The organism is Streptomyces sp. NPDC048636 (genome assembly GCF_040650655.1).
Taxonomy (GTDB): domain Bacteria; phylum Actinomycetota; class Actinomycetes; order Streptomycetales; family Streptomycetaceae; genus Streptomyces.
The window spans coordinates 109,225-134,225 of the sequence record NZ_JBEZHR010000016.1 but is presented as its reverse complement, the minus strand read 5'-3'; the positions used below and the strand labels follow the sequence as shown (position 1 = coordinate 134,225).

The 25,001-nt window shown below is 72.5% G+C and carries 20 protein-coding genes and 2 pseudogenes; 5 read left to right on the top strand and 17 right to left on the bottom strand.

Annotation, left to right across the window (positions count from 1 at the left end; translation table 11 throughout):
• Positions 1-52: 52 nt before the first annotated feature.
• The 17 genes and pseudogenes from cobM to AB0C66_RS31195 form a co-directional block, all read right to left on the bottom strand.
• On the bottom strand, positions 53-823 hold the full coding sequence (cobM, locus tag AB0C66_RS31275; RefSeq protein WP_362446160.1) for a precorrin-4 C(11)-methyltransferase: 771 nt from the start codon (positions 821-823) through the stop codon (positions 53-55).
• The gene (gene cbiE, locus AB0C66_RS31270) at positions 820-2,079 is read right to left on the bottom strand and encodes a precorrin-6y C5,15-methyltransferase (decarboxylating) subunit CbiE (protein ID WP_362446158.1); all 1,260 of its coding nucleotides are present in this window, start codon (positions 2,077-2,079) and stop codon (positions 820-822) included. Before cbiE ends, cobM begins: the two co-directional genes overlap by 4 nt.
• A 106-nt stretch (positions 2,080-2,185) precedes the next feature.
• Positions 2,186-2,980, bottom strand: a complete 795-nt coding sequence (locus tag AB0C66_RS31265) for a DapH/DapD/GlmU-related protein (RefSeq protein WP_362446155.1) — start codon at positions 2,978-2,980, stop codon at positions 2,186-2,188.
• 31 nt (positions 2,981-3,011) lie between these two features.
• Positions 3,012-3,776 (bottom strand): (2Fe-2S)-binding protein, encoded by a 765-nt coding sequence (locus AB0C66_RS31260; protein WP_362446234.1) that lies wholly within the window; start codon positions 3,774-3,776, stop codon positions 3,012-3,014.
• Positions 3,777-3,824: 48 nt separating this feature from the next.
• A complete protein-coding gene (gene meaB, locus AB0C66_RS31255; RefSeq protein ID WP_362446152.1) occupies positions 3,825-4,832 on the bottom strand; it encodes a methylmalonyl Co-A mutase-associated GTPase MeaB in 1,008 nt (335 codons plus the stop codon).
• Positions 4,833-4,836: 4 nt separating this feature from the next.
• Complete coding sequence (gene scpA, locus AB0C66_RS31250) at positions 4,837-7,071, bottom strand: methylmalonyl-CoA mutase (RefSeq protein WP_362446149.1); 2,235 nt, start codon at positions 7,069-7,071, stop codon at positions 4,837-4,839.
• Positions 7,071-8,954, bottom strand: coding sequence for a methylmalonyl-CoA mutase small subunit (mutA, locus tag AB0C66_RS31245; protein WP_362446146.1), 1,884 nt, complete (start codon positions 8,952-8,954; stop codon positions 7,071-7,073). The genes scpA and mutA overlap by 1 nt, the downstream gene beginning before the upstream one ends.
• Before the next feature lie 205 nt (positions 8,955-9,159).
• Positions 9,160-10,371 carry a cytochrome P450 gene (locus AB0C66_RS31240; RefSeq protein WP_362446143.1) on the bottom strand — a complete coding sequence of 404 codons (1,212 nt, stop codon included), beginning with the start codon at positions 10,369-10,371 and terminating at the stop codon, positions 9,160-9,162.
• Between the two features lie 272 nt (positions 10,372-10,643).
• The gene (locus tag AB0C66_RS31235; RefSeq protein ID WP_362446140.1) at positions 10,644-11,828 is read right to left on the bottom strand and encodes an MAB_1171c family putative transporter; all 1,185 of its coding nucleotides are present in this window, start codon (positions 11,826-11,828) and stop codon (positions 10,644-10,646) included.
• Positions 11,821-12,432 carry a hypothetical protein gene (locus AB0C66_RS31230; protein WP_362446137.1) on the bottom strand — a complete coding sequence of 204 codons (612 nt, stop codon included), beginning with the start codon at positions 12,430-12,432 and terminating at the stop codon, positions 11,821-11,823. The genes AB0C66_RS31235 and AB0C66_RS31230 overlap by 8 nt, the downstream gene beginning before the upstream one ends.
• A 55-nt stretch (positions 12,433-12,487) precedes the next feature.
• Complete coding sequence (locus AB0C66_RS31225; RefSeq protein WP_362446231.1) at positions 12,488-12,997, bottom strand: helix-turn-helix transcriptional regulator; 510 nt, start codon at positions 12,995-12,997, stop codon at positions 12,488-12,490.
• A gap of 355 nt (positions 12,998-13,352) precedes the next feature.
• Positions 13,353-14,267 (bottom strand): NAD-dependent epimerase/dehydratase family protein, encoded by a 915-nt coding sequence (locus tag AB0C66_RS31220; RefSeq protein WP_362446134.1) that lies wholly within the window; start codon positions 14,265-14,267, stop codon positions 13,353-13,355.
• Between the two features lie 93 nt (positions 14,268-14,360).
• Positions 14,361-14,501 (bottom strand): annotated as a pseudogene (locus AB0C66_RS31215) (sugar phosphate nucleotidyltransferase); the annotation flags it as partial.
• A 59-nt stretch (positions 14,502-14,560) separates the two neighbouring features.
• Positions 14,561-14,824, bottom strand: a pseudogene (locus tag AB0C66_RS31210) (NAD-dependent dehydratase); the annotation flags it as partial.
• On the bottom strand, positions 14,814-15,149 hold the full coding sequence (locus AB0C66_RS31205) for a hypothetical protein (RefSeq protein WP_362446131.1): 336 nt from the start codon (positions 15,147-15,149) through the stop codon (positions 14,814-14,816). The gene AB0C66_RS31205 and the pseudogene AB0C66_RS31210, both read right to left, overlap by 11 nt.
• A gap of 794 nt (positions 15,150-15,943) precedes the next feature.
• Positions 15,944-16,114 carry a hypothetical protein gene (locus tag AB0C66_RS31200; protein ID WP_362446128.1) on the bottom strand — a complete coding sequence of 57 codons (171 nt, stop codon included), beginning with the start codon at positions 16,112-16,114 and terminating at the stop codon, positions 15,944-15,946.
• Between the two features lie 496 nt (positions 16,115-16,610).
• Positions 16,611-18,062: an FAD-dependent monooxygenase gene (locus tag AB0C66_RS31195; protein ID WP_362446125.1), complete on the bottom strand. Its 1,452-nt coding sequence runs from the start codon at positions 18,060-18,062 to the stop codon at positions 16,611-16,613.
• A 200-nt stretch (positions 18,063-18,262) separates the two neighbouring features.
• Here AB0C66_RS31195 and AB0C66_RS31190 point away from each other — a divergent pair, with 200 nt between their 5' ends.
• The 5 genes from AB0C66_RS31190 to AB0C66_RS31170 all read left to right on the top strand — a co-directional run bounded on the left by AB0C66_RS31190 (position 18,263) and on the right by AB0C66_RS31170 (position 24,974).
• Positions 18,263-18,874, top strand: a complete 612-nt coding sequence (locus AB0C66_RS31190; RefSeq protein ID WP_362446122.1) for a TetR/AcrR family transcriptional regulator C-terminal domain-containing protein — start codon at positions 18,263-18,265, stop codon at positions 18,872-18,874.
• Between the two features lie 57 nt (positions 18,875-18,931).
• Positions 18,932-20,491, top strand: coding sequence for a phosphatase PAP2 family protein (locus tag AB0C66_RS31185; protein ID WP_362446120.1), 1,560 nt, complete (start codon positions 18,932-18,934; stop codon positions 20,489-20,491).
• Positions 20,492-20,589: 98 nt separating this feature from the next.
• On the top strand, positions 20,590-21,777 hold the full coding sequence (locus tag AB0C66_RS31180) for a DMT family transporter (protein ID WP_362446117.1): 1,188 nt from the start codon (positions 20,590-20,592) through the stop codon (positions 21,775-21,777).
• Between the two features lie 165 nt (positions 21,778-21,942).
• The gene (locus tag AB0C66_RS31175) at positions 21,943-23,445 is read left to right on the top strand and encodes a ricin-type beta-trefoil lectin domain protein (protein WP_362446114.1); all 1,503 of its coding nucleotides are present in this window, start codon (positions 21,943-21,945) and stop codon (positions 23,443-23,445) included.
• Between the two features lie 188 nt (positions 23,446-23,633).
• Positions 23,634-24,974, top strand: coding sequence for an MFS transporter (locus AB0C66_RS31170; protein WP_362446111.1), 1,341 nt, complete (start codon positions 23,634-23,636; stop codon positions 24,972-24,974).
• Positions 24,975-25,001 lie beyond the last annotated feature (27 nt).

Below are 25,001 nucleotides of genomic sequence, written 5' to 3'. Positions count from 1 at the left end.
CGAATCCCCTAATGTTCTTGGCCCGCGGCCGCGGGCGCTGTCGAACGGCTCCTCAAGGGGCGTCCGTGTCGCACGGCCCGTGTGGGCGCTCGCGCTCCGGGGAGTAGAGGTGGCTGTCGCGGAACTGCTCGGCGCCCAGGGTGCGGCCGACCATGATGACGGCCGTACGGACCACGCCCGCCGCCTTCACCTGGTCGGCGATCTCGCCCAGGGTGCCGCGCAGGACCAGTTCGTCCGGGCGGCTGGCCATGGCGACCACCGCGGCCGGGCAGTCGGGGCCGTAGTGCGGAAGGAGTTCGGCCACCACACGGTCCACATAGCGTGCGGCGAGATGCAGGACCAGCAGGGCCCGGCTGCGGCCGAGCGTGGCGAGGTCCTCCCCGTCGGGCATGGGCGTGGCCCGCTGGGCGATCCGGGTGAGGATGACGGTCTGACCGACCGTCGGCACGGTCAGCTCGCGCTTCAGCGCGGCCGCGGCGGCGGCGAAGGCGGGGACACCGGGCACCACCTCGTACGGGACACCGGCCGCGTCGAGGCGGCGCATCTGCTCGGCGACGGCGCTGAAGACCGACGGGTCGCCGGAGTGCAGCCGGGCCACGTCCTCGCCCGCCTCATGGGCCGCCACCAGCTCGGTGGTGATCTGGTCCAGGTCCAGCCGGGAGGTGTCGACGAGCCGGGCGTCCGGCGGGCACTCGGCGAGCAGTTCGCGCGGTACGAGGCTGCCCGCGTACAGACACACCCGGCAGCGGGCGAGGGTACGGGCTCCGCGCACCGTGATCAGGTCGGCGGCGCCGGGGCCCGCGCCGATGAAGTACACCGTCATCGTGTCTCTCCTAGAGCGGGTTCGGCCGGATTTCCGGCCGGTTTGACCGCGGACCACTGGGTGACCGGCATGGCCTGCCGCCATCCGGTGAAGCCGCCGACCGGGGCGGCGTGGGCGACGGCGATCCGGACCAGTTCACCGCCGTGGCGGCGGTACCAGTCGGCGAGCAGCGCCTCGGATTCGAGTGTCACGGTGTTGGCGACGAGCCGTCCGCCCGGTGGCAGCGCCGACCAGCACGCCTCCAGCAGTCCGGGCGCGGTGGCACCGCCGCCGACGAACACCGCGTCGGGGGTGGGCAGTTGGGCCAGGGCATCGGGCGCGGCGCCGGTGATGACGCCGAGGCCCGGTACACCGAGCACGGCGGCGTTGCGGCCGATGCGCTCGGCCCGCACCGGGTCGCGCTCGACGGAGAACGCCCGGCAGGTGCGGTGGGCGCGCAGCCACTCCACGGCGATGGAGCCGGAGCCGCTGCCGATGTCCCACAGCAGTTCACCGGGGGCGGGGGCGAGTGCGGCGAGGGTGGCCGCCCGCACATGACGCTTCGTCAGCTGACCGTCGTGTTCATACGCCGTGTCCGGCAGTCCGGGGGCCACCGAGAGCCGTGGAGTCCCGGCCGCGGGGACACAGTCGACGGCGATGACATTGAGGGGGTCACCGGGCGGCCGGGCCCAGCCGTCCGCCGTGCCCTCCACAGTGTGCTCGCGCGCACCGCCGAGCTGCTCCAGCACCCGCATCCGGCTCGGGCCGAAGCCGCGGTCCCGCAGCAGCCCGGCGACCTCGGCCGGGGTGTCGGCGCCCGCACTGAGCACCAGCAGCCGCTGCCCCGGGTAGAGCGACCGGGCCAGGGTGGCGAGCGGGCGGCCCACCAGGCTGATCACCTCGGTATCCTCCAGCGGACGCCCGAGCCGGGCGCACGCGTAGGAGACGGACGACGGATGCGGCAGCACCCGCAGCCGTTCGGCGCCCAGCTCCTCGGCCAGGGTGCGGCCGATCCCGAAGAACATCGGATCGCCGCTGGCGAGTACGCAGACCCGGCGGCCGGTGTGCGCGGCGAACAGTCCGGGGACGGCGGGGCGCAGCGGCGACGGCCAGGGCACCCGCTCGGCGTGGCACTCCGGTGGCAGCAGCGCGAGCTGCCGGGGGCCGCCGATGACCACCTCGGCCGAGCGCAGCGCGTCCTGTCCCGTGGTGGCGAGCCCGTCCCAGCCGTCCGCGCCGATACCGACGACGGTCACGGGGAGTCGGGCGGGGTTCACGGCGCCACCTCATGTGGTTCGGGGATCTCAGAAGTTCTGATGTGCGGGGACGACGCCCAGCGGAACTCTACTGACCTGCTATGACACCGCCCGCCCCCGGGTCCGGTCAGCCGTCGGCCACCCGGGGCTCCGGCACCTGCTCCGCGCGCTGCCGCCCCGGTTCGTCGTCCGGCTCCGGTTCGGCGAGCGCCATCAGCTGCTCGGCGGTCATCCCCGCGGGGATCGGCTTCGGCGGGGGTGTCCGCAGGGGCGGCTGCCAGCCCTCGTCGGGGGCCCAGCGCCGGATGATCCGGGCGGGCGCTCCGGCGACCACCGCGTGGTCGGGCACCTCGCCGCGGACGATCGCACCGGCGGCCACCACCACATTGCGGCCCAGCCGCGCCCCGGGGAGTATCACCGCCCCGGCGCCCAGCCAGCTTCCGGAGCCGATGGACACCGGCGCGGAGCGCGGCCACTGGCGGCCGATGGGCTGGTCCGGATCGTCGTAGGAGTGGTTGTCGCTGGTCACGTAGACATACGGACCGCAGAACACATCGTCGCCGAACTCCACGGCCAGGGAGGCGATCACATGGCTGCCCCGGCCGAGCACCACCCCGTTGCCCAGACGCAGTACGGGATCCGGGCCGAGGTCGAGACCGGGCATCATGCCCGCGGTCAGGGTCACCTGCTCACCGATGATGCAGTGGTCGCCGAGGTGGATCCACGGCTCGCCGAAGACGGTGCCCTGGGGGAAGGCCAGCCGGGTGCCGACGCCGATGGACCCGAAGCGGTACGGCCCGGGGCGGTCCTGGGTCACCGCGCCGACCCGCCGCACCCAGCGCGATCCGCGGTGCACCAGTCGGGACGCGGTACGGCGGCGCCAGGCCGCCCAGGATGAGAACAGGTTCTCGTTCATCGGCACCCGCTCACCGTACCGACCGGTGCTCGCGGGATCAGCCCCCACCGCTGTGACCTGCGCCGCGTTCGGCGCGAGGGGTACGGCTGAGGGCACAGTCGCCGCACAACCCACCGCCCGGCACCCGGTAGTAGAGGCAGCAGGTGCGACGCCGGAAGGCGAGCGGCGCGGTGGTCGGTGTGCCGGTGTCACTCAGCGGCGGGGTCTGAAGCAGGGTGCGGACGAGTGCGGCGGCGCGATCCGCCGCGTCCGGCCTGCCCCGCGCCCGGCACCAGTCGTCCAGCACCCGCAGTGAACCGGCGAGCGCCGAGGCCGCGTTGCCCCAGAGCAGCCGTCCGGAGACCGGACAGGCGGCGCGGACGGCCATGTGCAGCGGCAGTAGATGGGCATGGGCGGTGTGGGCCAGCTGTCCGGCGAGCCCAGCGGGTTCGCCGTGTGTCCGCCAGGGGCCGGGCTGCCACAGATCGTCGGGCGCCATCCGCGCCGGGTTCCACCACAGGGTGTCCGGGCGCAGCTCCGGCACCCGGCCGTGGAGGGCGGCCGGGGCGAGCGCGAGCGACCACAACCGGGCCGCGAGCCCCTGGAAGACCAGGGAGGCCGCGACCCGGCGCTCCTCGGTGCGCAGGGTCCTGCCGACGGTGTCGATACGGGAGAGCAGCGGGGGCGCGGCCCGGCCGCCGGCGGTCCGGTAGACCTCACCGAGGGGGACGTACCCCTCGGCACGCGGCCCGCCGTCCTCAGCCGCGCCGCCCCCGGTGCGCAGCGCGAAGAACGGCCCCACCGCGGCGGTCTCGCGCAGCATCGCCGCGGTGGGGCCGCCCGGCGCGGGGGTGTTCTCATCGGTCACGGATCAATTGTCCTCCGGCGCCCGGAACGCTTCCAGCAGCCGGTCCGCGGCGAGGGTCGCCGTCAGTGTGCCGTCGCGGACCTCCTGTTCCAGCAGCGGTCCGAGGCGGCGCACCTCGGAGTGGGCGTACAGCCGGGCCAGCAGCTGGTCGCGCACCATCGACCAGGTCCAGTCGACCTGCTGGTCGCGGCGCTTGCTGTCCAGGGCGCCGGTGGCGTCCAGCACCCGGCGGTGCTGTTCCAGGCGCTCCCACACCACGTCGAGACCGGTGTTCTCGCGGGCGCTACAGGTCAGGACGGGCGGGTTCCACGCGGCGTCCGGAGGCTGCAACAGCCGGAGCGCGCCCGCCAGTTCGCGGGCCGCGGACTTGGCGTCGCGGGTGTGCGGTCCGTCCGCCTTGTTGATGGTGACGACGTCGGCCAGCTCCAGGACGCCCTTCTTGATGCCCTGGAGCTGGTCGCCGGTGCGGGCCAGGGAGAGCAGCAGGAAGGAGTCGACCATATTGGCCACGGCGGTCTCGGACTGGCCGACCCCGACCGTCTCCACCAGCACCACGTCATAGCCCGCGGCCTCCATCACCACCATGGACTCGCGGGTGGCGCGGGCGACCCCGCCGAGCGTTCCGGCGCTCGGCGAGGGGCGGACGAAGGCGTTCGGGTCGACGGACAGCCGCTCCATCCGGGTCTTGTCGCCCAGGATGGAGCCGCCGGTACGGCTGGAGGACGGGTCGACGGCGAGCACCGCGACCTTGTGGCCGAGCTCGGTGAGCATGGTGCCCAGGGCGTCGATGAAGGTGGACTTGCCCACGCCGGGCACCCCGCTGATACCGACCCGCCGCGCCCCGCCGGTGTGCGGCAGCAGCTCGATCAGCAGCCGCTGGGCGAGGTCGCGGTGGTCGGGCCGGGTGGACTCGACGAGGGTGATCGCGCGGGCGATGTACGCACGCGATCCGTCGAGCACACCCTTGGCGTAGGTGTCGATGTCGATCGCCGGTCGCTTGGCTGACCGCATGGGCCTACAGCTCGTGGCCGAGGTCGGCGGCGAGCGACCTGACCAAGTCGTGGGCGGCGTCGGGGATGACCGTGCCCGGCAGGAAGACGGCGGCGGCACCGGCCTCGTGCAGGGTCTGGACGTCCTGCGGCGGAATGACCCCGCCGACGACGATGGTGATGTCCTCGCGCCCCGCCTCGGCCAGCTGCTCGCGCAGCGCGGGCACCAGGGTGAGGTGGCCGGCCGCGAGCGAGGAGACGCCGACGATATGCACATCGGCCTCCACCGCCTGCCGGGCGACCTCCTCCGGAGTCTGGAAGAGCGGGCCGACGTCCACGTCGAAGCCCAGGTCGGCGAAGGCGGTGGCGATCACCTTCTGGCCGCGGTCGTGCCCGTCCTGGCCCATCTTGGCGACCAGGATGCGGGGGCGGCGGCCCTCGGCCTCCTCGAACTTCTCGACCAGGCCGCGGGTGCGGTCCACGCCGGACGACGGTCCGGCCTCGTCTCGGTACACACCGGAGATCGTACGGATCTGCCCGGAGTGGCGCCCGTAGACCTTCTCCAGTGCGTCGGAGATCTCGCCCACGGTGGCCTTGGCACGGGCCGCGTCGACGGCGAGGGCCAGCAGGTTGCCCTCCAGACCGGCGCCGGGGCCCGACTCGGCGGCGGCGGTCAGCCGCCGCAGGGCGTCCTGGCAGACCGCCTCGTCCCGCTCGGCGCGCAGCCGTCGCAGCTTGTCGATCTGCTGGGCGCGGACCGAGCTGTTGTCGACCTTGAGGACCTCGATCTGCTCGTCGCTGCCGCTCTCGGGGCGGTACTTGTTGACGCCGATCACCGGCTGCCGCCCGGAGTCGATCCGCGCCTGGGTGCGGGCCGCGGCCTCCTCGACGCGCAGCTTGGGGATGCCCGCGTCGATGGCCTTGGCCATCCCGCCGGCCGCCTCGACCTCCTCGATGTGCTGCCAGGCCCGCCGTGCCAGGTCGTGGGTGAGCTTCTCGACGTAGGCGCTGCCGCCCCAGGGGTCGATCACCCGGCAGGTGCCCGACTCCTGCTGGAGCAGGATCTGGGTGTTACGGGCGATGCGCGCGGAGAAGTCGGTGGGCAGCGCCAGCGCCTCGTCCAGCGCGTTGGTGTGCAGCGACTGGGTGTGGCCCTGGGTGGCGGCCATCGCCTCGATACAGGTGCGCGCCACGTTGTTGAACACGTCCTGGGCGGTGAGCGACCAGCCGGAGGTCTGCGAATGGGTGCGCAGACTCAGCGACTTGGGGTTCTTGGGATCGAACTGCTTGACCAGCTTGGCCCAGAGCAGCCGGGCCGCCCGCAACTTGGCGATCTCCATGAAGAAGTTCATGCCGATGGCCCAGAAGAAGGACAGCCGCGGCGCGAACGCGTCCACGTCCATCCCGGCGTCCAGACCGGCCCGCAGGTACTCCACCCCGTCGGCGAGGGTGTACGCCAGCTCCAGGTCGGCCGTGGCTCCGGCCTCCTGGATGTGGTAGCCGGAGATGGAGATGGAGTTGTAGCGGGGCATCCGCTGCGAGGTGAACGCGAAGATGTCGGAGATGATCCGCATCGACGGCTGCGGCGGATAGATGTAGGTGTTGCGGACCATGAACTCCTTGAGGATGTCGTTCTGGATGGTCCCCGCCAGCTTCTCGGGTGCCACCCCCTGCTCCTCGGCGGCCACGATGTACAGCGCGAGCACCGGCAGCACGGCGCCGTTCATCGTCATCGACACGCTCATCCGGTCCAGCGGGATGCCGTCGAAGAGCTGACGCATGTCGTAGATGGAGTCGATGGCCACACCGGCCATGCCGACGTCACCGGTCACCCGGGGGTGGTCGCTGTCGTAGCCGCGGTGGGTGGGCAGGTCGAACGCCACCGACAGGCCCTTCTGACCGGCCGCGAGGTTGCGGCGGTAGAAGGCGTTGGACTCCTCGGCGGTGGAGAAGCCCGCGTACTGCCGGATCGTCCAGGGCTGGTTGACATACATCGTCGGGTAGGGACCGCGCAGATAGGGCGCGGCGCCGGGATAGGTGCCCAGGAAGTCCAGACCCGTCAGATCCTCGGCGGTGTAGAGGGGTTTGACCCCGATGCCCTCCGGGGTGTCCCACACCAGGTCCTCGACGCCCTTGCCGACGTTCTCACCCAGTGCGGCGGCCCAGTCGGCGGTTCCGGCGGTGTGCCCCTCCTCGGGCGCCTCGAGCTCGACTCCCGAGAAGTCCGGAATCTTACCGGCGTCCTGCGGACCACCCGCCATCACGCCACTCCCATGCTGTCCAGGGCCGAGGAGAGGACCTCGACCGCGTTGCAGCCCGCGAAGACGAATGCGTCCACTCCGGCCTGCTCGTACTCATCCTGTCGATCCCCGGGGCGGCCCGCCAGATACACCTGGAGTGCGCCGGCGGCCTTCAGACGCCCGGCGACCTCCGCGGCCTCCGCCGCGTACAGCGTGTCGCTGGAGCACAGGCACGCCACGCGGGCGCCGCTGGCGGCGAAGGCTTCGGCCACCGTCTCGGCGGTCACGGTGACGGGTTCGTGGACCGCCTCGATACCGCCCGCCTGGAAGAGGTTGGCGGCGAAGGCGGCCCGCGCGGTGTGCGCGGCGGCGGGGCCGAGCGCGGCCAGGAAGACCCGGGGGAGGCCGCCCTCGGCGGCCTGGTGGGCGTCGGAGCGGGCGCGCAGCGCCTCGTACGCCTCGTCGCGGCGCACCCGCGGCAGTCCACCGCCGGGCGGCACGGACGCGGTCTCGCGCTCGACCGGCTGCTCGGTGAGATTCGGGAACTCGCTGACGCCGGTGATCGGTTCCTTGCGGCGGGCCAGATCGCGGGAGCGGCGGGCCCAGGTGTCGGCGAGCCGCCCGCCCACCAGACCGGAGCCGAGGGCGGCGGCGAGGCCGCCCGCGCCCTCGATCTCCTGGAACCAGGCCCAGGCGGCGTGGGCCACCTCGTCGGTGAGCCGCTCGATGTACCAGGAGCCGCCGCCGGGGTCGATCACCCGGGCGAGGTGGGACTCCTCGAGCAGGATGGTGGAGGTGTTGCGGGCCACCCGGCGGGCGAAGTCGTCCGGCTCGCCGAGGGCGCTGTCGAAGGGCAGCACGGTGACGGCGTCGGCGCCGCCGACCCCTGCGGCCAGACTCGCCACGGTGGTGCGCAGCATGTTCACCCAGGGGTCGCGCCGGGTCATCATCACCGGCGAGGTCACCGCGTGCTGGCGCTGGGCGGCCGCCTCGGGCGCCGCGCCGCACACCTGCGCGACCCGGGCCCAAAGCCGCCGGGCGGCACGCAGTTTGGCGATGGTCAGGAACTGGTCGGCGGTGGCGGCGTAGCGGAACTCCAGCTCACCGCAGGCGGCTTCGGCGCTCAGCCCGGCCTCGGTCAGCGCGCGCAGATAGGCCACGCCGGCGGCGAGCGAGCAGCCGAGCTCCTGGGCGGCCGAGCCACCGGCCTCGTGGTAGGGCAGGGCGTCCACGGCCAGGGCACGGACCCCGGGGTGGGCACGGTGGCTGAGGGCCGCGAGCTCCGCGGCGGCGGCCAGGTGCCCCGGCAGATCGGCGTCCCGGCCGGTGCGGGCCACCAGGCCCAGCGGGTCGGCGCCGAGGTTGCCGAGCGCCGCGTGCGGCGGCACGTCACGGTCGGCGTAGAGCCGCAGCAGGGCGTGGGCGGCGGCCTCGAAGTCGGCGCCCGCGTCGAGGATCACGGGGGCCAGGTCGAGATAGACGCCGTTCAGCGCCTCGGGCAACGCGTCGACGGGCACTCCGCCCTCTCCGACCGCCAGCCACACCGAGCTGACACCGTTCTCCAGGTCGGCCAGTACGGCCCGGTTGGTGCGGGCCGGGTCGGAGTGGGCGTGGCGCTGGCGCACATCCCAGCCGGAGACGGTGGAGCCCTCGGGCCGTCCGCCGCGTACGAACGGGGCGAAGCCGGGCAGTCCCGCGTCCTGGGGGGCGTCTTCGGCGGTGTAGAGCGGGCGGACGGTGATCCCGTCCTCGAGTGCGGTCGCGAGGGCGGCTTCCGCCTGTTCGCCTACGGCGTCCGAGGTGCCGCTTTTACGCAGCACTCCTTCGACGAGGTGGCGCCATTGGTCACGCGTCACATCCGGGAATTCGTCGGCGAGGGGAAGGCCGTCAGGCAGGACCGTCATAACAGCGGAGGCTAGTGCGATCTTCTAAAGCCAGAGCAGAGGAATCGGCTGTGAGCTTGCTCTCTATGTGCTCTCCGCCACCGGGTGGCGCCCCTTCTCACCGAGACCCGCCCGGTGCGACGGGGGATGCACACCGGGCGGGCTCGATGACCTTTTTACCGCATCGGGACCGGGTTATGCATCACAAGCGTGTTCGCTTTCCCGGTCACCATGCGAGGGGGAGCGAGATCAGGCCACGTGTGCGGATCGATGGCCGCCACCGCAGCTCTTCCTTGGAAACATCGAGCCGCAGCCCGGGAAAGCGGCTCAACAGGGCCTCCAGCGCGACTTCGGCCTCCATCCTGCCCAGGGGCGCACCCAGGCAGTAGTGGATGCCGTGGCCGAACGCAAGGTGCCCGGACCGGACAACATGTGGATTGAAGTGATCCGGATCCTCGAAGTGGCGGGCGTCACGGTTGGCGGAGGCGATGGAGAGCAGCACCGTCTCCCCCGCGGGAACGGTCACTCCGCCGATCTCGATGTCCTCGAGCGGGAAGCGGCGGATCGAGAGCGGGGCCGGTCCGTCATGACGGATGAATTCCTCGATCACGGCCGGGATCCCGTCGGGTTTCTCGCGCAGTGCGCGCAGCAGTTCGGGACGGTCGAGCAGCCCGGATACAGAATTGCCGATGAGATGAACCACATTCTCGTATCCGGCGAAGAGGAGCAGAAAGGCGAGTGAGGTCAGTTCGTCCTCACTGAGCCGGTCCGCTCCACCCGGGCCGCCCTCGCCGTCGTCGCGGGCCGCGATCAGAGCGGAGAGCAGATCGTCCCCGGGCTCCTCGCGCTTGGCGGCGATCAGTCCGGTGTAGAAGCGCAGCATGCCGCCGATCGCCTCCTTCGCTTGTTCCGGACGGTGCGGATCGGGGGTGATCAGGGTGTCCGTCCAGGCGCGGAAGTCATGGCGGTCGCGCTGCGGAACACCGAGGAGATCGCAGATCACCACGATGGGCAGCGGCCCGGCGTAGTCCGCGATCAGATCGGCGCGGCCGGTGGACTCCACGGCGTCCAGCAGTTCGTCCGCCAGCCGCCGCACCTGTCCCCGCATCGCCTCGACCCGGCCCGCGGTGAACGCCTTCACCACCAGACGGCGGACCCGGGTGTGGTTCGGCGGGTCCATATTGAGGAGGTTGGCGTCGAGGGCGGGCGGCAGCGAGAAGCCGCGGAAGTTGCCGGGGAGCGCGTTGCTCTTGTCCAGGGAGAGCCGGGGGTCGGCGAATGCCCGCCGCACGTCCTCGTAGCGGGTGACCAGCCAGGCCGGACTGCCGTCGGGTCCGGTGATCCGGTGGACCGGGCCCTCCTCCCGGAGGGCGGCGTAGGTGGCGTAGGGATCGGTCAGCAGCCCCGTGGTGTCCCGGGGGGTGGAGTTCGCGGTCATGGCTCCCGACTCTAGATCTTCCGGTCCGGTAGGGCCGGGGTGACGGTGCGGTACGGGCCGACGGTGCCCGTCGGGCCTGGTGCGGTGCGGTACGGGCCGAAGTCCCGGCCGCGGCCCGGCCGGTGGGGAGCCGGTGGGGGGTCGGTGGGGGGAGGTGTGCGGCGCGGCGCTGGCCTGGAGGCGGCGCCGGGACTGAATCTTCCCGGCGCCGCCTGCGCCACGGGTGGCCCCGACCCCCGTCCAGGGCCACCTCGTCTTGGATCCCCCCGCTGTCACCGCCGCTGTGCGGCGGCCCCCTCCCCCAGCTCCGCGAGCACCTCGTCCACCAGCGGAAGTCGGTAGACATCCGCGACCCGGGCCAAGTGCTCATGCTCGTCGGCCAGTTCGGTTCCCGTCGTCACCACCACGCTGTCCGCGGCGGCTCCCGGTACGTGTCCGTGTGCTTGATTCAGCAAACCGCGTCGGAGGGCCGCGGCTTCCACTACGGCAGCAAGTTGCCAATCGTCCAACCGTGCGGCCTCGGCCTTGACACGCGCGATCTCGAGGACGCTCGCCTCCACATGGCGCCGTACACCGCGCTGGACGTCGCGGATCTCCGCCATCTGCCGGTTGGCCCGCCACTCCAGATCGGCCAGGGGCCACCAGCCGGTCCAGCGCGACTGCCCCATGGCCACTTCGGGCGCCTGGGTGGTGACTTCCCGCCACAGCGGCCGCAGCCGCCGGAACCGGCGCCACGCGGAGGCGCGCGGACCGCCGGCCGGGATGGCGAATCCGGCCAGGACGAGGAGGGCGGCGACCGAAGCGGTCAGCGGGGCCACACCGTTGGAGAGCCAGTACAGCTCCCGGTCCGCCCAGGAGAAGACAAAGCCGATCAGCTTGCAGGCGCAGTACACCAGGCCGAGCCAGCACCCGGCGGCCAGCACCCGCAGCCCCCGGGCGAGCCAGGAGCCGCGCAGGGTCGCGGCGTAGCGCGGACACAGAACGCCCAGACCCGCGAGTCCGCTGCCGAAGATGGCCAGATACAGCACCAGGAAGAGGACCACTCCCGGTTCGTGGGCATACGCGGTACTGAAGTCCCGGGGGTGCTCCACGGCGTCCGGACGGCCGACGGCGAAGCCCGTGACCGCCACGGCCCACACCATGCCCACGGCTGCCACCACCCAGCGGGGCCGGATCGCCGACCCCGTCCAGCGCAGCAGCAGCACCAGGGCGCCGGTGGCGAACACCACCACCGAGGAGTAGAGGAAGACCATGGCCAGATTGGCCACGCCCACCAGCCGGTCGAACCAGCGGTAGACGCTGGGTGCCGAGAGCAGGAACACCGTGGCCACGGCCGCGGTCATCACACAGGCGAGCCCCAGGTCGGCGTTGTCGCGGTCGCGGAACCAGGCGCGGGCCTTGTATCCGGCCAGTGCCCACGCGGCGGCGCCGAAGCAGAGATACACCACGTCAAACATGGGCCTCACCACCGCCGGTGCCGGGGGCTTCCCGGGCGGACGGGCCACCGGCCGGGAACGGGCGGGTGCCGCGCACATGGCGCAGTGCCGGGCCGAGGGCGGCGGCCAGTTCGGCGGCCCGCCCCTGGAGCGGCAGCCCGTGGTCGGGCGAGGTGGGCACCACACGCTCCATCAGCAGGGTGCCCAGGACCTCGGTTTCGCGCTCGGTGAGGTTGTCGTAGCAGTGGTGGCGGGCGAAGCCTGGAGTCATACCGAGGCGCCGCATGGCGGTGGTGACGTCGACGGACGGGGTCCACATGCGCAGCGCGTCCTCGGTGACGGCCGGGTCCTGCTCATGTCCGAGCAGCAGATGGCCGATCTCGTGCAGCACGATGTGGATCTGGTGCCAGGGGGAGGTCCTGAGCTCGTAGAAGACCCAGAACCCCTCGTCGGTGCTGGCCGTCATCCCCGAGACCACACCACCCAGGCTCATCGGCACCAGATGAACGGGGCGTCCGACCCGCTCCGCCACGAGCGCGCACAGACCCGGCAGATCGGTCGAGGCGGGCAGCCCGAGCTCGTTGATGAGCTGCTTGCACCGCCGTCGTATCCGGCCCACTCGCATGCCTGTACCACCCTCGATTCCGGTCCGTCGCCAGGAGCAGAACAGTGGCCGCCAGTCATCCTCGGCCACGCGGTGCCCCGCCGTCCGGCTCGGCGGGCCCGTCGGACCCGGCCGGTTCCGGCGGAAGGTTCATCTGCTGCCGGAACTGGGAGATGATGGCGGTGAGGCTGTCCTGGACCTCCGGTGGGAGGCCCACGGAGCGCAGCGCGATGCTGCGGACCCGCTTGTCGCGCATCGCCACCAGGAAACGCACCTCCTCCTCCACCCGCTCCGCCTGTGACGCCGACAGGTCGCCGAGCAGATAACCGACGGGCACGGCGAAGAACTTGGCCAGTGCGCGCAGCAGGTCCGGGCTGGGGTTGGTGCGTTTTCCGTTGCGCAGCATCGACAGGTACTGCTCGGTCAGAGCCGCCTTGCCGTACTCCTCGCTTCCGCTGATCTCCTCGGCGACATGGGCGTTGGTGTAGGGGGCGCCCGGCGGGTGCATGGTGGCGAACAGGTAGTTGAGCCGGTCCGCCAGCCGGCTGCCGGCGTCATCCGGTGACCCGTTGGCCCCCACGGCCATCCGCTCCCCCTTATTGTGGCTGTTCACGGCGGTACGCACTCACGGTTGGTTAAGGCGGACAACGCCGCGTGAGGCATCCTGCCATGCCGGTCGTATGACGCACCAGTCCACCCCGTCACCCCGGGAATGGCTGACTTAACCGCCAGTTGGCCGCGCCGGTCTCACTTCTCCCGCAGGTCAGGGCCGTTGACCGGGGTCCTCAAGTCCGTCGGGGGCAGACGGGTGCGGACTGCCAGGGGCAGCCTGGCGGCCCGGTCCGTCGGCCAGGTCGAGGATCACGCAGCACGCGGCCAGGGATGCGGATCGGATGCCGGGTGGACGTACGGCGGTACCGGCGGACCCCGCTGAGGAGCCGTCACCGTGCGGCAACTCCGACCTGGTCAGCGCTGGCCGCCCACAGTCCGGCCAGTGAATCGGCGAAGGTGTGCCGGGGCTGCCAGCCGATCACCCGCCCGGCGGCGCCGATGTCAGCTTGCTGCCAGGAGACGGCGGCCGAGCGGTCCGAGTCGCCGCCGCTCTCCTCGAGCCGCCCGCGGAAGCCGCTCTCCCGTACCAGCCCCTCGGCGACCGCGCGCACCGGACGGGCGGTACCGCTGGCGATGTTGAGCACCCTCGGATGCTCACCGGGGGTGGTGGCCGCGAGCCCCGCGGCCCGTGCCACATCGCGCACATCCACGAAGTCGCGGTGGGCGGAGAGATCGCCCACCCGGACCGTGCCCTCCGGGCCGTGGGGCGCGGCCCGGCGCAGTTCGGCGGCGAGCCGTCCGGGCAGTCCCGCGGTCGGCGCGCCGGGGCCCAGCGGGTTGAACACCCGCAGCACCACGGCGTCCAGCGGGGAGTCGAGGACGGCAAGGGTCCCGGCCAGTTTGCTGGCCCCGTACACGCTCAAGGGCCGGGCGGGAGTGGTCTCGTCGACGGTGTGGCCGACACCGGTGGCGCCGTACTCGGCCGCCGAGCCGAAGTGCACCAGGCGTACCCGGGGGACGGCCTCGGCCAGCGCCTCGCACAGCACGGCCGGGCCACGGGAGTTGGTGCCGGTCAGATGTACCGCGTCACCGCCCACCGCCCCGGAGCAGTTGACCACCGCGTCCGGGGCGAGGTCGCGCAGTGCTCCGGCCAGCCGGGCCGGATCGGCGGTGGCGAGGTCGGCGGTCAGATCGGCGTCCGGCGCACGGCCGCCCGCCAGCAGCCGCACCCCGGGCAGTGCACTCAGGTGGCGGGTGGTGTGCCGCCCCAGGAAACCGGTGGCGCCGAGGACAAGGATGCGCACCCGCCCTCACGCTCCCTCGATCAGCATGCCGCGGCGGGCGTCGACCGCGGCGTTGACCCGGTCGTAGTCGTCGGGGCGGCCGATGTCCGGCCTGAACCGGGCCGCGGACAGCTGACACATCACGATCTCCAGAGTCGCGTGCTGTTCACCGATCGGGACGAGCGGCTTGGGCGACGCGGTGGTGTAGGGGCGAAGCCGGACGCCTTTGCCGCCGGCCGGGATGACTGTGTGCACGGTGGGTTCCTCTCCGGAGTGACGGTGGGGTGGCTCACGGGTGACGCGGAGGTGACGGATCAGACGTGGTAGAGGTCCGTCTTGTAGCGGCCGAGGTTCGCCGGGTCGCGGAAGAAGGCGATGGTGCGCTCCAGGCCGTCCGCGAGGGTGTGCGCGGGGGTCCAGCCAGTGGCGGTGCGCAGCCGGGAGGCATCGCACACCAGCCGCATCACCCCGGAGTCGGCGGGCCGCACCCGCTGGATGTCCTCGCGGACCTCCAGGACGGTGTCCATCAACTTGCCGACCAGGGCGACCAGGTCGCCGACGGAGATCTCACCGCCGGACGGCAGGACAGGTGGACAGCGCTCGGCCGGTCCGCCACCGCGGACGGCGGAGGGTGGTGCCACGGGCGAGCGTGGCGAGGGCATGGCCGCGGCAGCGGTGGAGCAGCCGTTCGGTGGCGCCCATGCTGAGCGTCAGCGCGATCACCGCGGCACCGGCGAGTGCCGCCCCGGCGCCGTGGCGCACCGTCTCGCCGAGCGCGGCCACGGTGGTGAGTACGGCACACCCGAGCCCGAAGAGGCTGTGCGGCACCGAGGCCATCAGCGGGGCCAACAGGACGGCGGCGATCTCATCGGGGTGGACGGCGGTGGCCACCACCTCCCCCATCTCCGCCAGGAGTTCATCCTGCGGATCCCGGGCCCGGCGCGGCCGTGGCGGACCGGCTCCGTCGTACGCGCGGCGCGGTGGCGTCAGGTCCGGAACATCCCCCGCACCCGGGTGCCGCCGAGGTAGGGCAAGCCCAGGCCGACGGCCGGACGGGCGGCCATCTCGGCGGAGCCGTCGCCGACAGCAGGGCCGCCGCGGTGCATGCCGCGGCAGGCCGGGACATCCGGCCCATGGTGAACTCCCCCCAGGGGCAGCCACGCAGGGCGCGGCCGCCGACCGGTATGTGACACGCGTGAACAGGCCACGGCGTGGCAGGTGTTCACGCGGAGTGCATGAGTGATCCTCAAGAGGCGGCTTCGCCGCGGCCGGGGCTCCCCTCCCCGGCCGCTGTCGGGGCTCCCCTCCCCGACCGCCGTACCGAACCGCCGGTAGAGGACACCTCCGTCCTCACCGACCGCGCGCCCGAAGCCGAAACCGCGCAGACCATATAGTGCGGCATGTCCGGGGGGATGGACTGCCGTATCACCGTATGGCCCGGCTTCGGACGGACCGGCCATGGCCGGTTATCGACGCTCCGGAACACACCGCCCGACACCGGACCTCACAGATGTGTGGGACCAGTGAGGATCGGACACCCCACGGTGACCTGTGGCGCCATTGGTCTAAACCACTAAGGTGAGCTCTTCTGTCGTCCGGGGTGACCTGAGGGAGCCAGCCTCTTCGATCTTGTCGAATTTCGGCTGAATGACGGCCGCCCGAAATGTTCGACATTGAAGCAATTAGTCGCGGAGCCCTCAGTCCACGCTCTGGAGGATGTGCGGCTCGGCCAGATCGTCCTCGTAACCGGCGAGGCGGATCGGCGCGGAGCGTGCCCACACCTCCAGACTGCCCACTTCCGAGGGCTCTGCGCACCGCCCGTCGTCGTCCGCGTGCGACTCGTCGCTCTGTGTCTGTTCGGGGGTCACCGCACACTCCCTGTGTCGGCTGAACCGGATCTGTCGCCAGGTTAACCAGCAAGGGAACGCTCCGCGCGTCGATTTCCACGGACTGGACAAAGAATGGACAACACCCCGCCGGGGCCGTACGTCCGGTGGCCGCGGGGCGCCAGTCGTGCTGAGCTGGATGCCAGGGGTCCGGAGACCGCACCGCCGAACGGGTGATGACCCTGGGGGCGCGGGCCCGGGGCGGCGGAGACCGGCCGGCCCCGCGGTGGAGGCTGCGCGGAGCCCGGCCTCCACCCTGACCGCGAAGATCGACAACATCGTCCACCACACACCGGAACACCCGCGGCGGCGGTGCGGGCGGACGCTACACCGCCGGGCCGGGCACCGCACGCCGGTGCCACGGCCGGGCGAACGGCACCAGAACACCAGAGCACCGGGGAGCAGCGGCAGATCAGGAGAGCGGCGCGGTACACCACCGCTCATGGCGACCGGGCGTCGCCACCGACCCCTCAGAGCCTCAGGCGTCCACCGTGCGGCGCGCCCAGGCGATATGCCCGTCCGGTCGCACCAGGACGGTGGCCAGTCCGTCCCAGCCCCGGTGGCCGGTGGTCGGGCGCGCGGTCACGCTCCGGATCCGGTCCCCGCCCCCGGCGAGCCCGGTGACCGCGGCGACGGCGTCCGCCCCTACCCCGGTGTCCATCAGCTCGAGCAGGACGAAGCGCCCGTCGGCCAGCAGCGGATGGAGACTCGGCTCGGGCGCCCCGTCCAGTCCGACATCCGGGGCGCGCTCACCGACCAGCGGTGCGCCGCCCGGGTCCGGATAGGCGACGTCCAGCGCGGAGATCTGCCCGGCCAGCCGCCGGTTGACGTCCGGGTGGTCGGCCAGGATCCCGCTGAAGACCGTGCGCAGCGCCCGGATGTCCGAGCCGTAGGAGGCACCGATGGCCGTCTGCGCCCGGGTGTTCTCGAGCAGGGCGGCGCCGACCGGGTGCCGTTCGTCGTGGTAGCTGTCCAACAGCGTGGCGGGGGCGCGGCCGTGGCAGACGGAGGCCAGTTTCCATCCGAGGTTGAAGGCGTCCTGGACGCCCACATTGAGCCCCTGCCCACCGAACGGCATATGCATATGTGCCGCGTCCCCCGCGAGCAGCACCCGCCCCTCGCGGTAACGGGCGGCCTGCCGCGCGGCGTTGCCGAAGCGGGACAGCCACCGGGGTGCGCGCATCCCGAAGTCGGTGCCCGCCACCTCGCGCACGGCGGTGCGCAGCTCCTCGAGGGTGAGGGGCTGGGAGGCGGGGACGGCGGAGGCGTTCCGGGTGGAGCCGACGAGCCGGTGGTAGCCGCCCTCCAGCCCGACGATCATGATGCCGCCCTCGGCGTTGTCGTACGACGGGAGGTCCGGGCGCGGCGGGGCGTCGAGCACGACGTCGCCGAGGAAGCCGGTGAGCGTGGCCGGGGTTCCGGGGAAGTCGATGCCCGCCGAGGAACGCACCGTGCTCCCCGCGCCGTCGCACCCCACCACCCAGGCGGCCCGCAAGGTGCCGGTCCCGTCCGGTCCCGCCACCTCCACCTCGGCGCCGTCCGCGTCCTGGCGCACCCCCAGCACCCGGTGCCCCCAAAGGATCTCACCGGCCAGCTCCTTCAGCCGCTCCTCCAGCAGTTGTTCGGTCCGCAGCTGAGGGAGGACCAGGGTGTACGGGAAGCGGGTGTCGAGCACGGAGAAGTCCAGCCGGGTGGGCAGCCCGCCGAAGTGGCCGACGGGCAGCGCGGTGCCCTCGGCGGTGAACCGGTCGGCGATTCCGCGCAGCGCGAGCACTTCCAGGGTGCGCGGATGGAGCGTGAGCGCCTTGGAGTGCGGGCTGCGCTCGACCGCGCGTTCCACGACGGTGACCGGCACACCCGCCAGCCGCAATTCGGTGGCGAGCAGCAATCCGGTCGGCCCGGCTCCCACCACCACGACGTGATCCACCACAGCGTCTCCTTCGGTCCCGTGCCCGCTTCCGTATCGCGGGGCTGACGCGCCGGCGTTCCAGAACCGCTCTTGATCCTGGATCAATGGCACGTCCCCAGTAGACTTGATCCCGGATCAAGACGCAAGCGGCGATCACGGCATGTGCGAACGGACGCACGACGGAACGCACGAGGCATACGAGGCAGAGGGAGACGGGGCGGATGGGCCTGGACCGCACGACCGTGGTGACGGCGGCGCTGGAGCTGCTCGACGAGGCGGGGCTGGACAAGCTCACGATGCGCAAGGTGGCCGAGCGGCTGGGCGTCCAGCTCAACACCGTGTACTGGCACGCCTCCAGCAAGCCACGGCTACTGGAGCTGATGGCCGACACGATGCTCGACGGCTGTGCGGACGAGCCGCTTCCGCAGCCCTGGGAGGAGCGGGCCCGCACCCTGGCCGGGCGCTACCGCGCGGCGCTGCTCGCCCGCCGGGACGGGGCGCGGGTGGTGGCCGGTACGCATGTGACCGAGGACCACACCCTCCGCTTCGCCGACGCGCTGACCGGTGCGTTCCTGTCAGGGGGGCTCGCTCCGGCGGAGGCGGCGTGGCGCACCTGGGCCCTGGTGTACTTCACCCTCGGCCTGGTCCAGGAGGAACAGGCCGGGTGCGGCGCCGGCAGCCGGGAGTCGCTGCGGCAGGCGGCCGCGGACGGGCGCTACCCCGCGCTCGCCGTGGCCGTCCCGCACTTCGGCGACTTCGAGGACCGCTTCGGACACGGTGTCGGTCTCCTCGTCGACGGCCGCACCCGGGAGCCCGCCCGACGGCGGGATTGATCACACTCCGCATCCCCTCACGCGTGCCGACGTCGGTTCCGGGATACCCATTGACGCATGAGATACATCGCTGAACTCGACCGCCGACTGTTCGCCCGCGTCGCGGCCGGCCGGCTGCGCGGGGCACACCCCACGCTGCCCCGGCTCAGCCGGGCGGCCGACCACGGACGGCTGTGGTTCGGCACCGCCGGAGTGCTGTCGGCGGTCGGCGGACGCACCGCGCGGCGGGCCGCGCTGCGCGGGGTCGGTTCGCTCGCCGCGGCGTCGCTCGCCTCGAACATGATCGTCAAGTGGACCGTGGACCGGCGGCGTCCGGTGCTGGACGGCGTCCCCTTGGTACGGCGGCTGCGCAAGCAACCGTGGACGAGCTCCTTCCCCTCCGGCCACTCGGCCTCCGCCGCCGCGTTCGCCACCGGAGTGGCCCTCGAGTCCTCCCGCTACGGCATCCTGGTCGCCCCCCTGGCCGCCGCGGTCGCCGCCTCCCGGGTGTACGTGGGCGTGCACTACCCCAGCGATGTGCTGGCGGGCGTCGCGATCGGGGTCGGCGCCGCCCTGTTCACCTGCCGCTACTGGCCACCGCGCCCCGAGGCCCCGGCGCAGGCCCGCCCCCGGGTCAGCGCCCCCGCGCTGCCCAAGGGCGAGGGGCTGGTCCTCCTGGTCAACCAACGGGCGGGCGCCGCCTCCGCGGCGGGCGGGCTCACCGTGGCCGAGCAGCTGCGCGTGCTGCTGCCCGCGGCCGAGATCCTGGAGTGCGGTCCCGACGACGACTTCATGACCCTGCTCCAGCAGGCCGGGCGGCGGGCCTCCGACCGCGCCGGGGCGCTGGGCATCTGCGGGGGCGACGGCAGTGTCAACGCGGCGGCCACCCTCGCCGCCGAGCGCGGACTGCCGCTCGCGGTGTTCGCGGGCGGCACCCTCGACCACTTCGCCCTGGACGTGGGCGTACCGGCGTTCGAGGACACCGCGCATGCGGTGACCGAGGGCGATGCCGTGGCCGTGGACCTGGCCCGGGCCACACCGCTCGCGGGCGGTGGCGAGACCAAGCACTTCGTCAACACCTTCAGCATCGGGTTCTACCCGGAGCTGGTGCGGATCCGGGAGAGCCTCCAGGACCGGCTGGGCAAGTGGCCCGCGGCCGCCGTCGCGCTCACCCGGGTGCTGCGCACCGCGGAGCCGATGGAGATCGAGGTCAACGGGCACAAGCGGCGGCTGTGGGTGCTGTTCGCGGGCAACGGCGGCTACGCCCCCGACGGGTTCGCGCCCACGTACCGGGATCAACTCGACGGCGGTCTGCTGGACGTCCGGGCGATCGACGGGGGCCAACGGCTGGCCCGCACCCGGGTGCTGATCGCCGCGCTCACCGGCACCCTGGGCCGCTGCCACCCCTACTCGGCGGCCCGGATGCGCACCCTGCGGCTGTCCGGTCTGCACGAAGTGGGCTCCCTCGCCTACGACGGTGAGGTGGCCGACACCCGCGCCGAGGCGCTGTTGCTCGACAAGCGGCCCGGGGCCCTGACCGTCTACCGGCCCGCCGAACCGCAGAACGAACTACTCCAGCGGGCCCGTACCGCTGCCGCCCGGGCCCCCCATTGGTGGCGGTCCGTACTACGCAGGTAGTACACGGAAGTCTGTGCTCAAGGACGACGACGGGAGCCGCCTCCACCCGCCAAGGTGGAGGGTATGGACGACGACCGATCAGCCCGGGGGGTCACGACGTGACCTCCCTCGCGCTGTCTGTGCTGCTGGCCCTGGCCTCCGCGGTGTGTTACGCCGCCGGAGCCATACTCCAGGAGCATGTCGCGGCCACGACGCCGCGTTTCCCCTCCGCGCCGCTGCGGCGCGGGAGCTGGTGGGCCGCGGTGACCCTGAACGGGACGGGCGCGGTCCTCCATGTGATCGCCCTGGCCTACGGGCCGTTGAGCGTGGTGCAGCCGCTGGGCGCCCTCACCATCGTCTTCGCGCTGCCGATGGCGGCGCTGTTCGTACGCCGCCGGGTGGGCGCGGCGGGGTGGCGGGGCGCGGTGCTGGCCACCGCCGGACTGGCCGGACTGCTCTCGCTGACCGGTCGGACGCGGGCGGAGGCGCTGACCGATCACGAGCGGATCGTGGTGACCGTGGTGACGGTCGGCGCCATCGCGCTGCTGGCCGGGGCCGCACGGCTGATCAGGCTGCCCGGTGTCCGGAGTGTGCTGCTGGCCACGGCGGCGGGCACGGCCTTCGGCATCTCGTCGGTGTTCACCAAGAACGTGGCGGTGGAGTGGAACTGGGACGCGCTGGGCGAAGCGCTGCCCAGCTTCGCCATGATCGGTCTGCTGGCGTCGGGCGGGGTGCTGCTGTCGCAGGCGTCCTACCGCGGCGCCGGGCTGGCCTCACCGCTGGCGACGGCGACCGTGGTCAACCCGGTGGTCGCCACGGTCGTGGGAATGGCCGCGCTGGGTGAGCACTTCCGGTTCGGCACTCCGGGCACCCTGCTGGCCCTGACGGCGGCCGTGGTCGCGAGCGCCGGCCTGGTGATGCTGACGGTGCACGGGGCGGAGGCGGAGGCGAAGCGGACCGAAGCGGCTGGTGCGGTCGTGGCGGTCGACGTGGCCAAGGCGGCTGACGTGGCCAAGGCGGCTGACGTGGCTGACGTGGCTGACGTGGCCGGGGAGTTGGCGGAAGCCGAGCGGACGGGCCCGGCGGTGGCGGACAAGCCCGCCGGAGCCATCGGGACGGCCGGGGTGGCCCGGCCTGTCGACACGGCCGCGGAGACCGGGGCGATCAGGACCACCGGGGCGGCCGGGACCACCGATGTCCCGCTCCGGCTCTCGCGCCAGATCCCCCGTCAGTCCCCGGCCGGGCAGCAGGGCGAGCCGCCGAGTCTGCCGGACTGCGGTGAGGCGATGCTCCAGCCGCACGGCTGAGACGGCGGACGGGGCGGTCCGGACCGATGGGGATGGTCTGGTCCGGCCCTGTCGTATCCCGCGCAATTTCCGGCGTTACCTACAGACACACTGTTGGCCTCCCTGACGATCGATCACGATGGGGTCGCTTACCCTGCCCGTGATCGATGTATCCGGTGATCCCCCTTGTCCCCTGCTGAACAACCCCCCGCCTACGACGAGTTGTCCGACGCACGGCTCGTCGAGTTCATCAGGGCCGGTGCGCCCTCGCCCCATCCGGCGGCGCAGGAGCTCCGCCGCCGCCATCTGCCCCGGGTGCTGGACTACGCCCGGCTCTGCTGCCGTGACGCGTGGTCGGCCGACCAGCTCGCCGCGGGCGCCTTCTCCTCGGCGTTAACCCAGATCTTCCGGACCGAGGAACCCGACGCCCCCTGGCGCCACCGGATGCTGACCCTGGTCCACGAGGCGGCCCGCGACTGGGCCACCGGCGGCTCCCGCGACCGGCTCGACACGGCGTACGCGACCCACCTCGACGAGGGCCGCGACGGCGACCCGTCCCGTCTCCCCCTGGTGCGGGCCTTCGCCGCGCTCCCGCCGGTCACCCGGACCCTGTGGTGGCACACGCTGGTCGAGGGCGACTCCGACAGCACGGTGGCGCGGTACACCGGCCGACGGTCCGCGGACATCCCGCGGCTGGCCAACCGGGCCCGGGAGACCTATCGCGAACTGTGTCTGCGTACCTATCTGGAGCGGGACGCCGACGAGGAGTGCCGGGGCTTCGGACGGATCCTGGAGGTGGCCGCCCGGGGTACGGACACCGCGCACGCCAAGGAGCTCCCCAGCCATCTCACGGAGTGTTCCCGTTGCGCCGCGGTGCTCACGGGCCTGAGAGAGCTGGGGCGGCGGCCCCGTCCGCTGGTGGCCGCCGCCCTGCTCGGGTGGGCGGGCGACCGCTACCCTCCCCCGCCCCCGGCACCCGCGGCCACCGCGCTGGTCCCGTTGGCCACGAGCACCACGGGGGCCGCACGGTCCGGGTCGGCCCGGCTGGTGTTCCAGCGTCCGTTCGCCCGCACCGCCTCGCTGATCCTGTGCGGCGGTGTGGTCCTGGCGGCGGTGATCACCGGGATGGCCACCGCCGGTGACAACGGGGACTCCGGACCGGTGCGGGCCGACCCCACCGCGCCCCCGACCCCGCCGCCCCCGACCCGCTCTCCGTCCCCCTCCCCGTCGGCGAGCCCGAGCGGTACGCCGTCGGCGTCGCCCTCCCCGTCCGAGACCCCCACCGCATCTCCCTCGGCCACCTCGACCGGCCCCTTCATGGCCGTGACCAACGCGGCGACGGGGCAGTGTCTGGACGTCCAGGGAGCGTTCTTCAACGGTGCCGACGTCATCACCGGGGACTGCCGCTCCGACGCCGAGTCCCAGCAGTGGCGGCTCGACCCGGACGGGCTGCTGCGCAACCGCGCCAACCCCGGCTACTGCCTGGACACCCGGGGCCGGATCAGCAAGGGCGTCGGCCTCCGGAGCTGCACCCGCACCCTGGATCTGCTGTTCTTCTTCGACGAGCGGGGACGGCTGCGCCCCCAGCTCGCCTCCGACCACGCCGTCGTCCCCAGCGGCAAGGCGGCCGGTTTCCTCTCCTTCGCCCCACTCGACGCCGACAACGCACAGCGCTGGAGCACCGATTGAGACCCTCGGCCGAGCGGACCGAGCGGGCCGAGACACCCGGCGAGGAGCACCGGCGAGGAGACCCGCTGTGTTAACCGCACGTTAGCTCTCGGTGCCGGAGCTGTACGCCGTGGCCTCCACTGCCGACGCTACGAGCGGTGGCGTCGCCCTCCCCGGGGCCCGCCGGACACCGCTCACCAGGAGGCCACGTGACCGACCACACTCCCCGGCAGCACGCCCGCACACCGTGGCGGGCCGTACTCGGCGGTTCGATCGGAAATCTCGTCGAGTGGTTCGACTGGTTCGTCTACGCCAGTTTCGCCACCTACTTCGCCAGTGCCTTCTTCCCCAAAGGCAATGAGACCGCGCAACTGCTCAACACCGCCGGTATCTTCGCCGTCGGCTTCTTCATGCGCCCCGTCGGCGGCTGGCTGCTGGGCCGGTTCGCCGACCGGCGCGGACGCAAGGCCGCGCTGACCCTCACCGTGACCCTGATGTCGGCCAGCGCCCTGCTCATCGCCATCGCGCCCACCTACGACCAGGTCGGGTACTTCGGCGCGGGGGTACTGCTGGTGGCCCGGCTGCTGCAAGGGTTGTCGGTCGGCGGTGAGTACGCGGCCAGCGCCACCTATCTGACCGAGGCGTCCCAGCCCGGCCGCCGGGGCTTCGTCTCCAGCTTCCAGTACGTGTCGATGACTGCGGGGCAGCTGATCGGCCTCGGCCTCCAGATCGTGCTCCAGCGCACCATGTCCGAGGACGCCCTGCACTCCTGGGGCTGGCGCATCCCGTTCATCGTCGGCGCGGTGGCCGCGGCCGTGGTCTTCTGGCTGCGGCGCAATCTGCTGGAGACCGAGGCGTACGCCGAGGAGGACGGCCACCGCGGCGCCGACCGCGGAACCGTCCGTGAGCTGCTGCGCCACCGCAAGGAAGCGGCGCTGGTGATCGCGCTGACCATGGGCGGCACGGTCGCGTACTACACCTATACGACCTATCTCACCAAGTACCTGTCGAACACGGCCGGGCTGAGCAAGTCGGATGCCTCGCTGGTGAGCTTCTGTGCCCTGTTCCTGTTTATGTTGCTTCAGCCGGTGGCCGGGGCGCTCTCCGACCGGATCGGCCGACGACCGCTGCTGATCAGTTTCGGTATCGGTTCGATGCTCGGCACCGTTCCGCTGATGACCGCGCTGTCGCATACCGACACCTTCGCCGGTGCGCTGCTGCTGTCCCTGGCGGCGCTGGTCATCGTCACCGGCTACACCTCCATCAACGCGGTGGTGAAGGCCGAGCTGTTCCCCACCCATGTCCGGGCGCTCGGGGTGGCTCTGCCGTACGCGCTGGCCAACGCGCTGTTCGGCGGCACCGCGGAGTATGTGGCGCTGTGGTTCAAGAAGAGCGGGATGGAGTCCGGTTACTACTGGTATGTCTCGGCTTGTGCCGCTGTGTCGCTCATCGTCTACCTGACCATGCGGGAAACCCGGGACACCCTGCTCACCCGCGGCCGGACCGGTGGCCGGACGGCCTCCGGGAAGCCGCAGACGACCTCTGTGTGACCCCGCACCCCGCCGCTTACCCTTACG

Coding starts and splice junctions, on each gene's coding strand:
- mutA (WP_362446146.1), bottom strand. CDS start 8,954: ATGACGGTCCTGCCTGACGGCCTTCCCCTCGCCGACGAATTCCCGGAT.
- AB0C66_RS31185 (WP_362446120.1), top strand. CDS start 18,932: ATGAGATACATCGCTGAACTCGACCGCCGACTGTTCGCCCGCGTCGCG.
- meaB (WP_362446152.1), bottom strand. CDS start 4,832: ATGCGGTCAGCCAAGCGACCGGCGATCGACATCGACACCTACGCCAAG.
- AB0C66_RS31230 (WP_362446137.1), bottom strand. CDS start 12,432: ATGCGAGTGGGCCGGATACGACGGCGGTGCAAGCAGCTCATCAACGAG.
- AB0C66_RS31240 (WP_362446143.1), bottom strand. CDS start 10,371: ATGACCGCGAACTCCACCCCCCGGGACACCACGGGGCTGCTGACCGAT.
- AB0C66_RS31205 (WP_362446131.1), bottom strand. CDS start 15,149: ATGGGGGAGGTGGTGGCCACCGCCGTCCACCCCGATGAGATCGCCGCC.
- cobM (WP_362446160.1), bottom strand. CDS start 823: ATGACGGTGTACTTCATCGGCGCGGGCCCCGGCGCCGCCGACCTGATC.
- scpA (WP_362446149.1), bottom strand. CDS start 7,071: ATGGCGGGTGGTCCGCAGGACGCCGGTAAGATTCCGGACTTCTCGGGA.
- AB0C66_RS31190 (WP_362446122.1), top strand. CDS start 18,263: ATGGGCCTGGACCGCACGACCGTGGTGACGGCGGCGCTGGAGCTGCTC.
- AB0C66_RS31235 (WP_362446140.1), bottom strand. CDS start 11,828: ATGTTTGACGTGGTGTATCTCTGCTTCGGCGCCGCCGCGTGGGCACTG.
- AB0C66_RS31225 (WP_362446231.1), bottom strand. CDS start 12,997: ATGGCCGTGGGGGCCAACGGGTCACCGGATGACGCCGGCAGCCGGCTG.
- AB0C66_RS31260 (WP_362446234.1), bottom strand. CDS start 3,776: ATGCTGCGCGAGACCGCCGCGGTGGGGCCGTTCTTCGCGCTGCGCACC.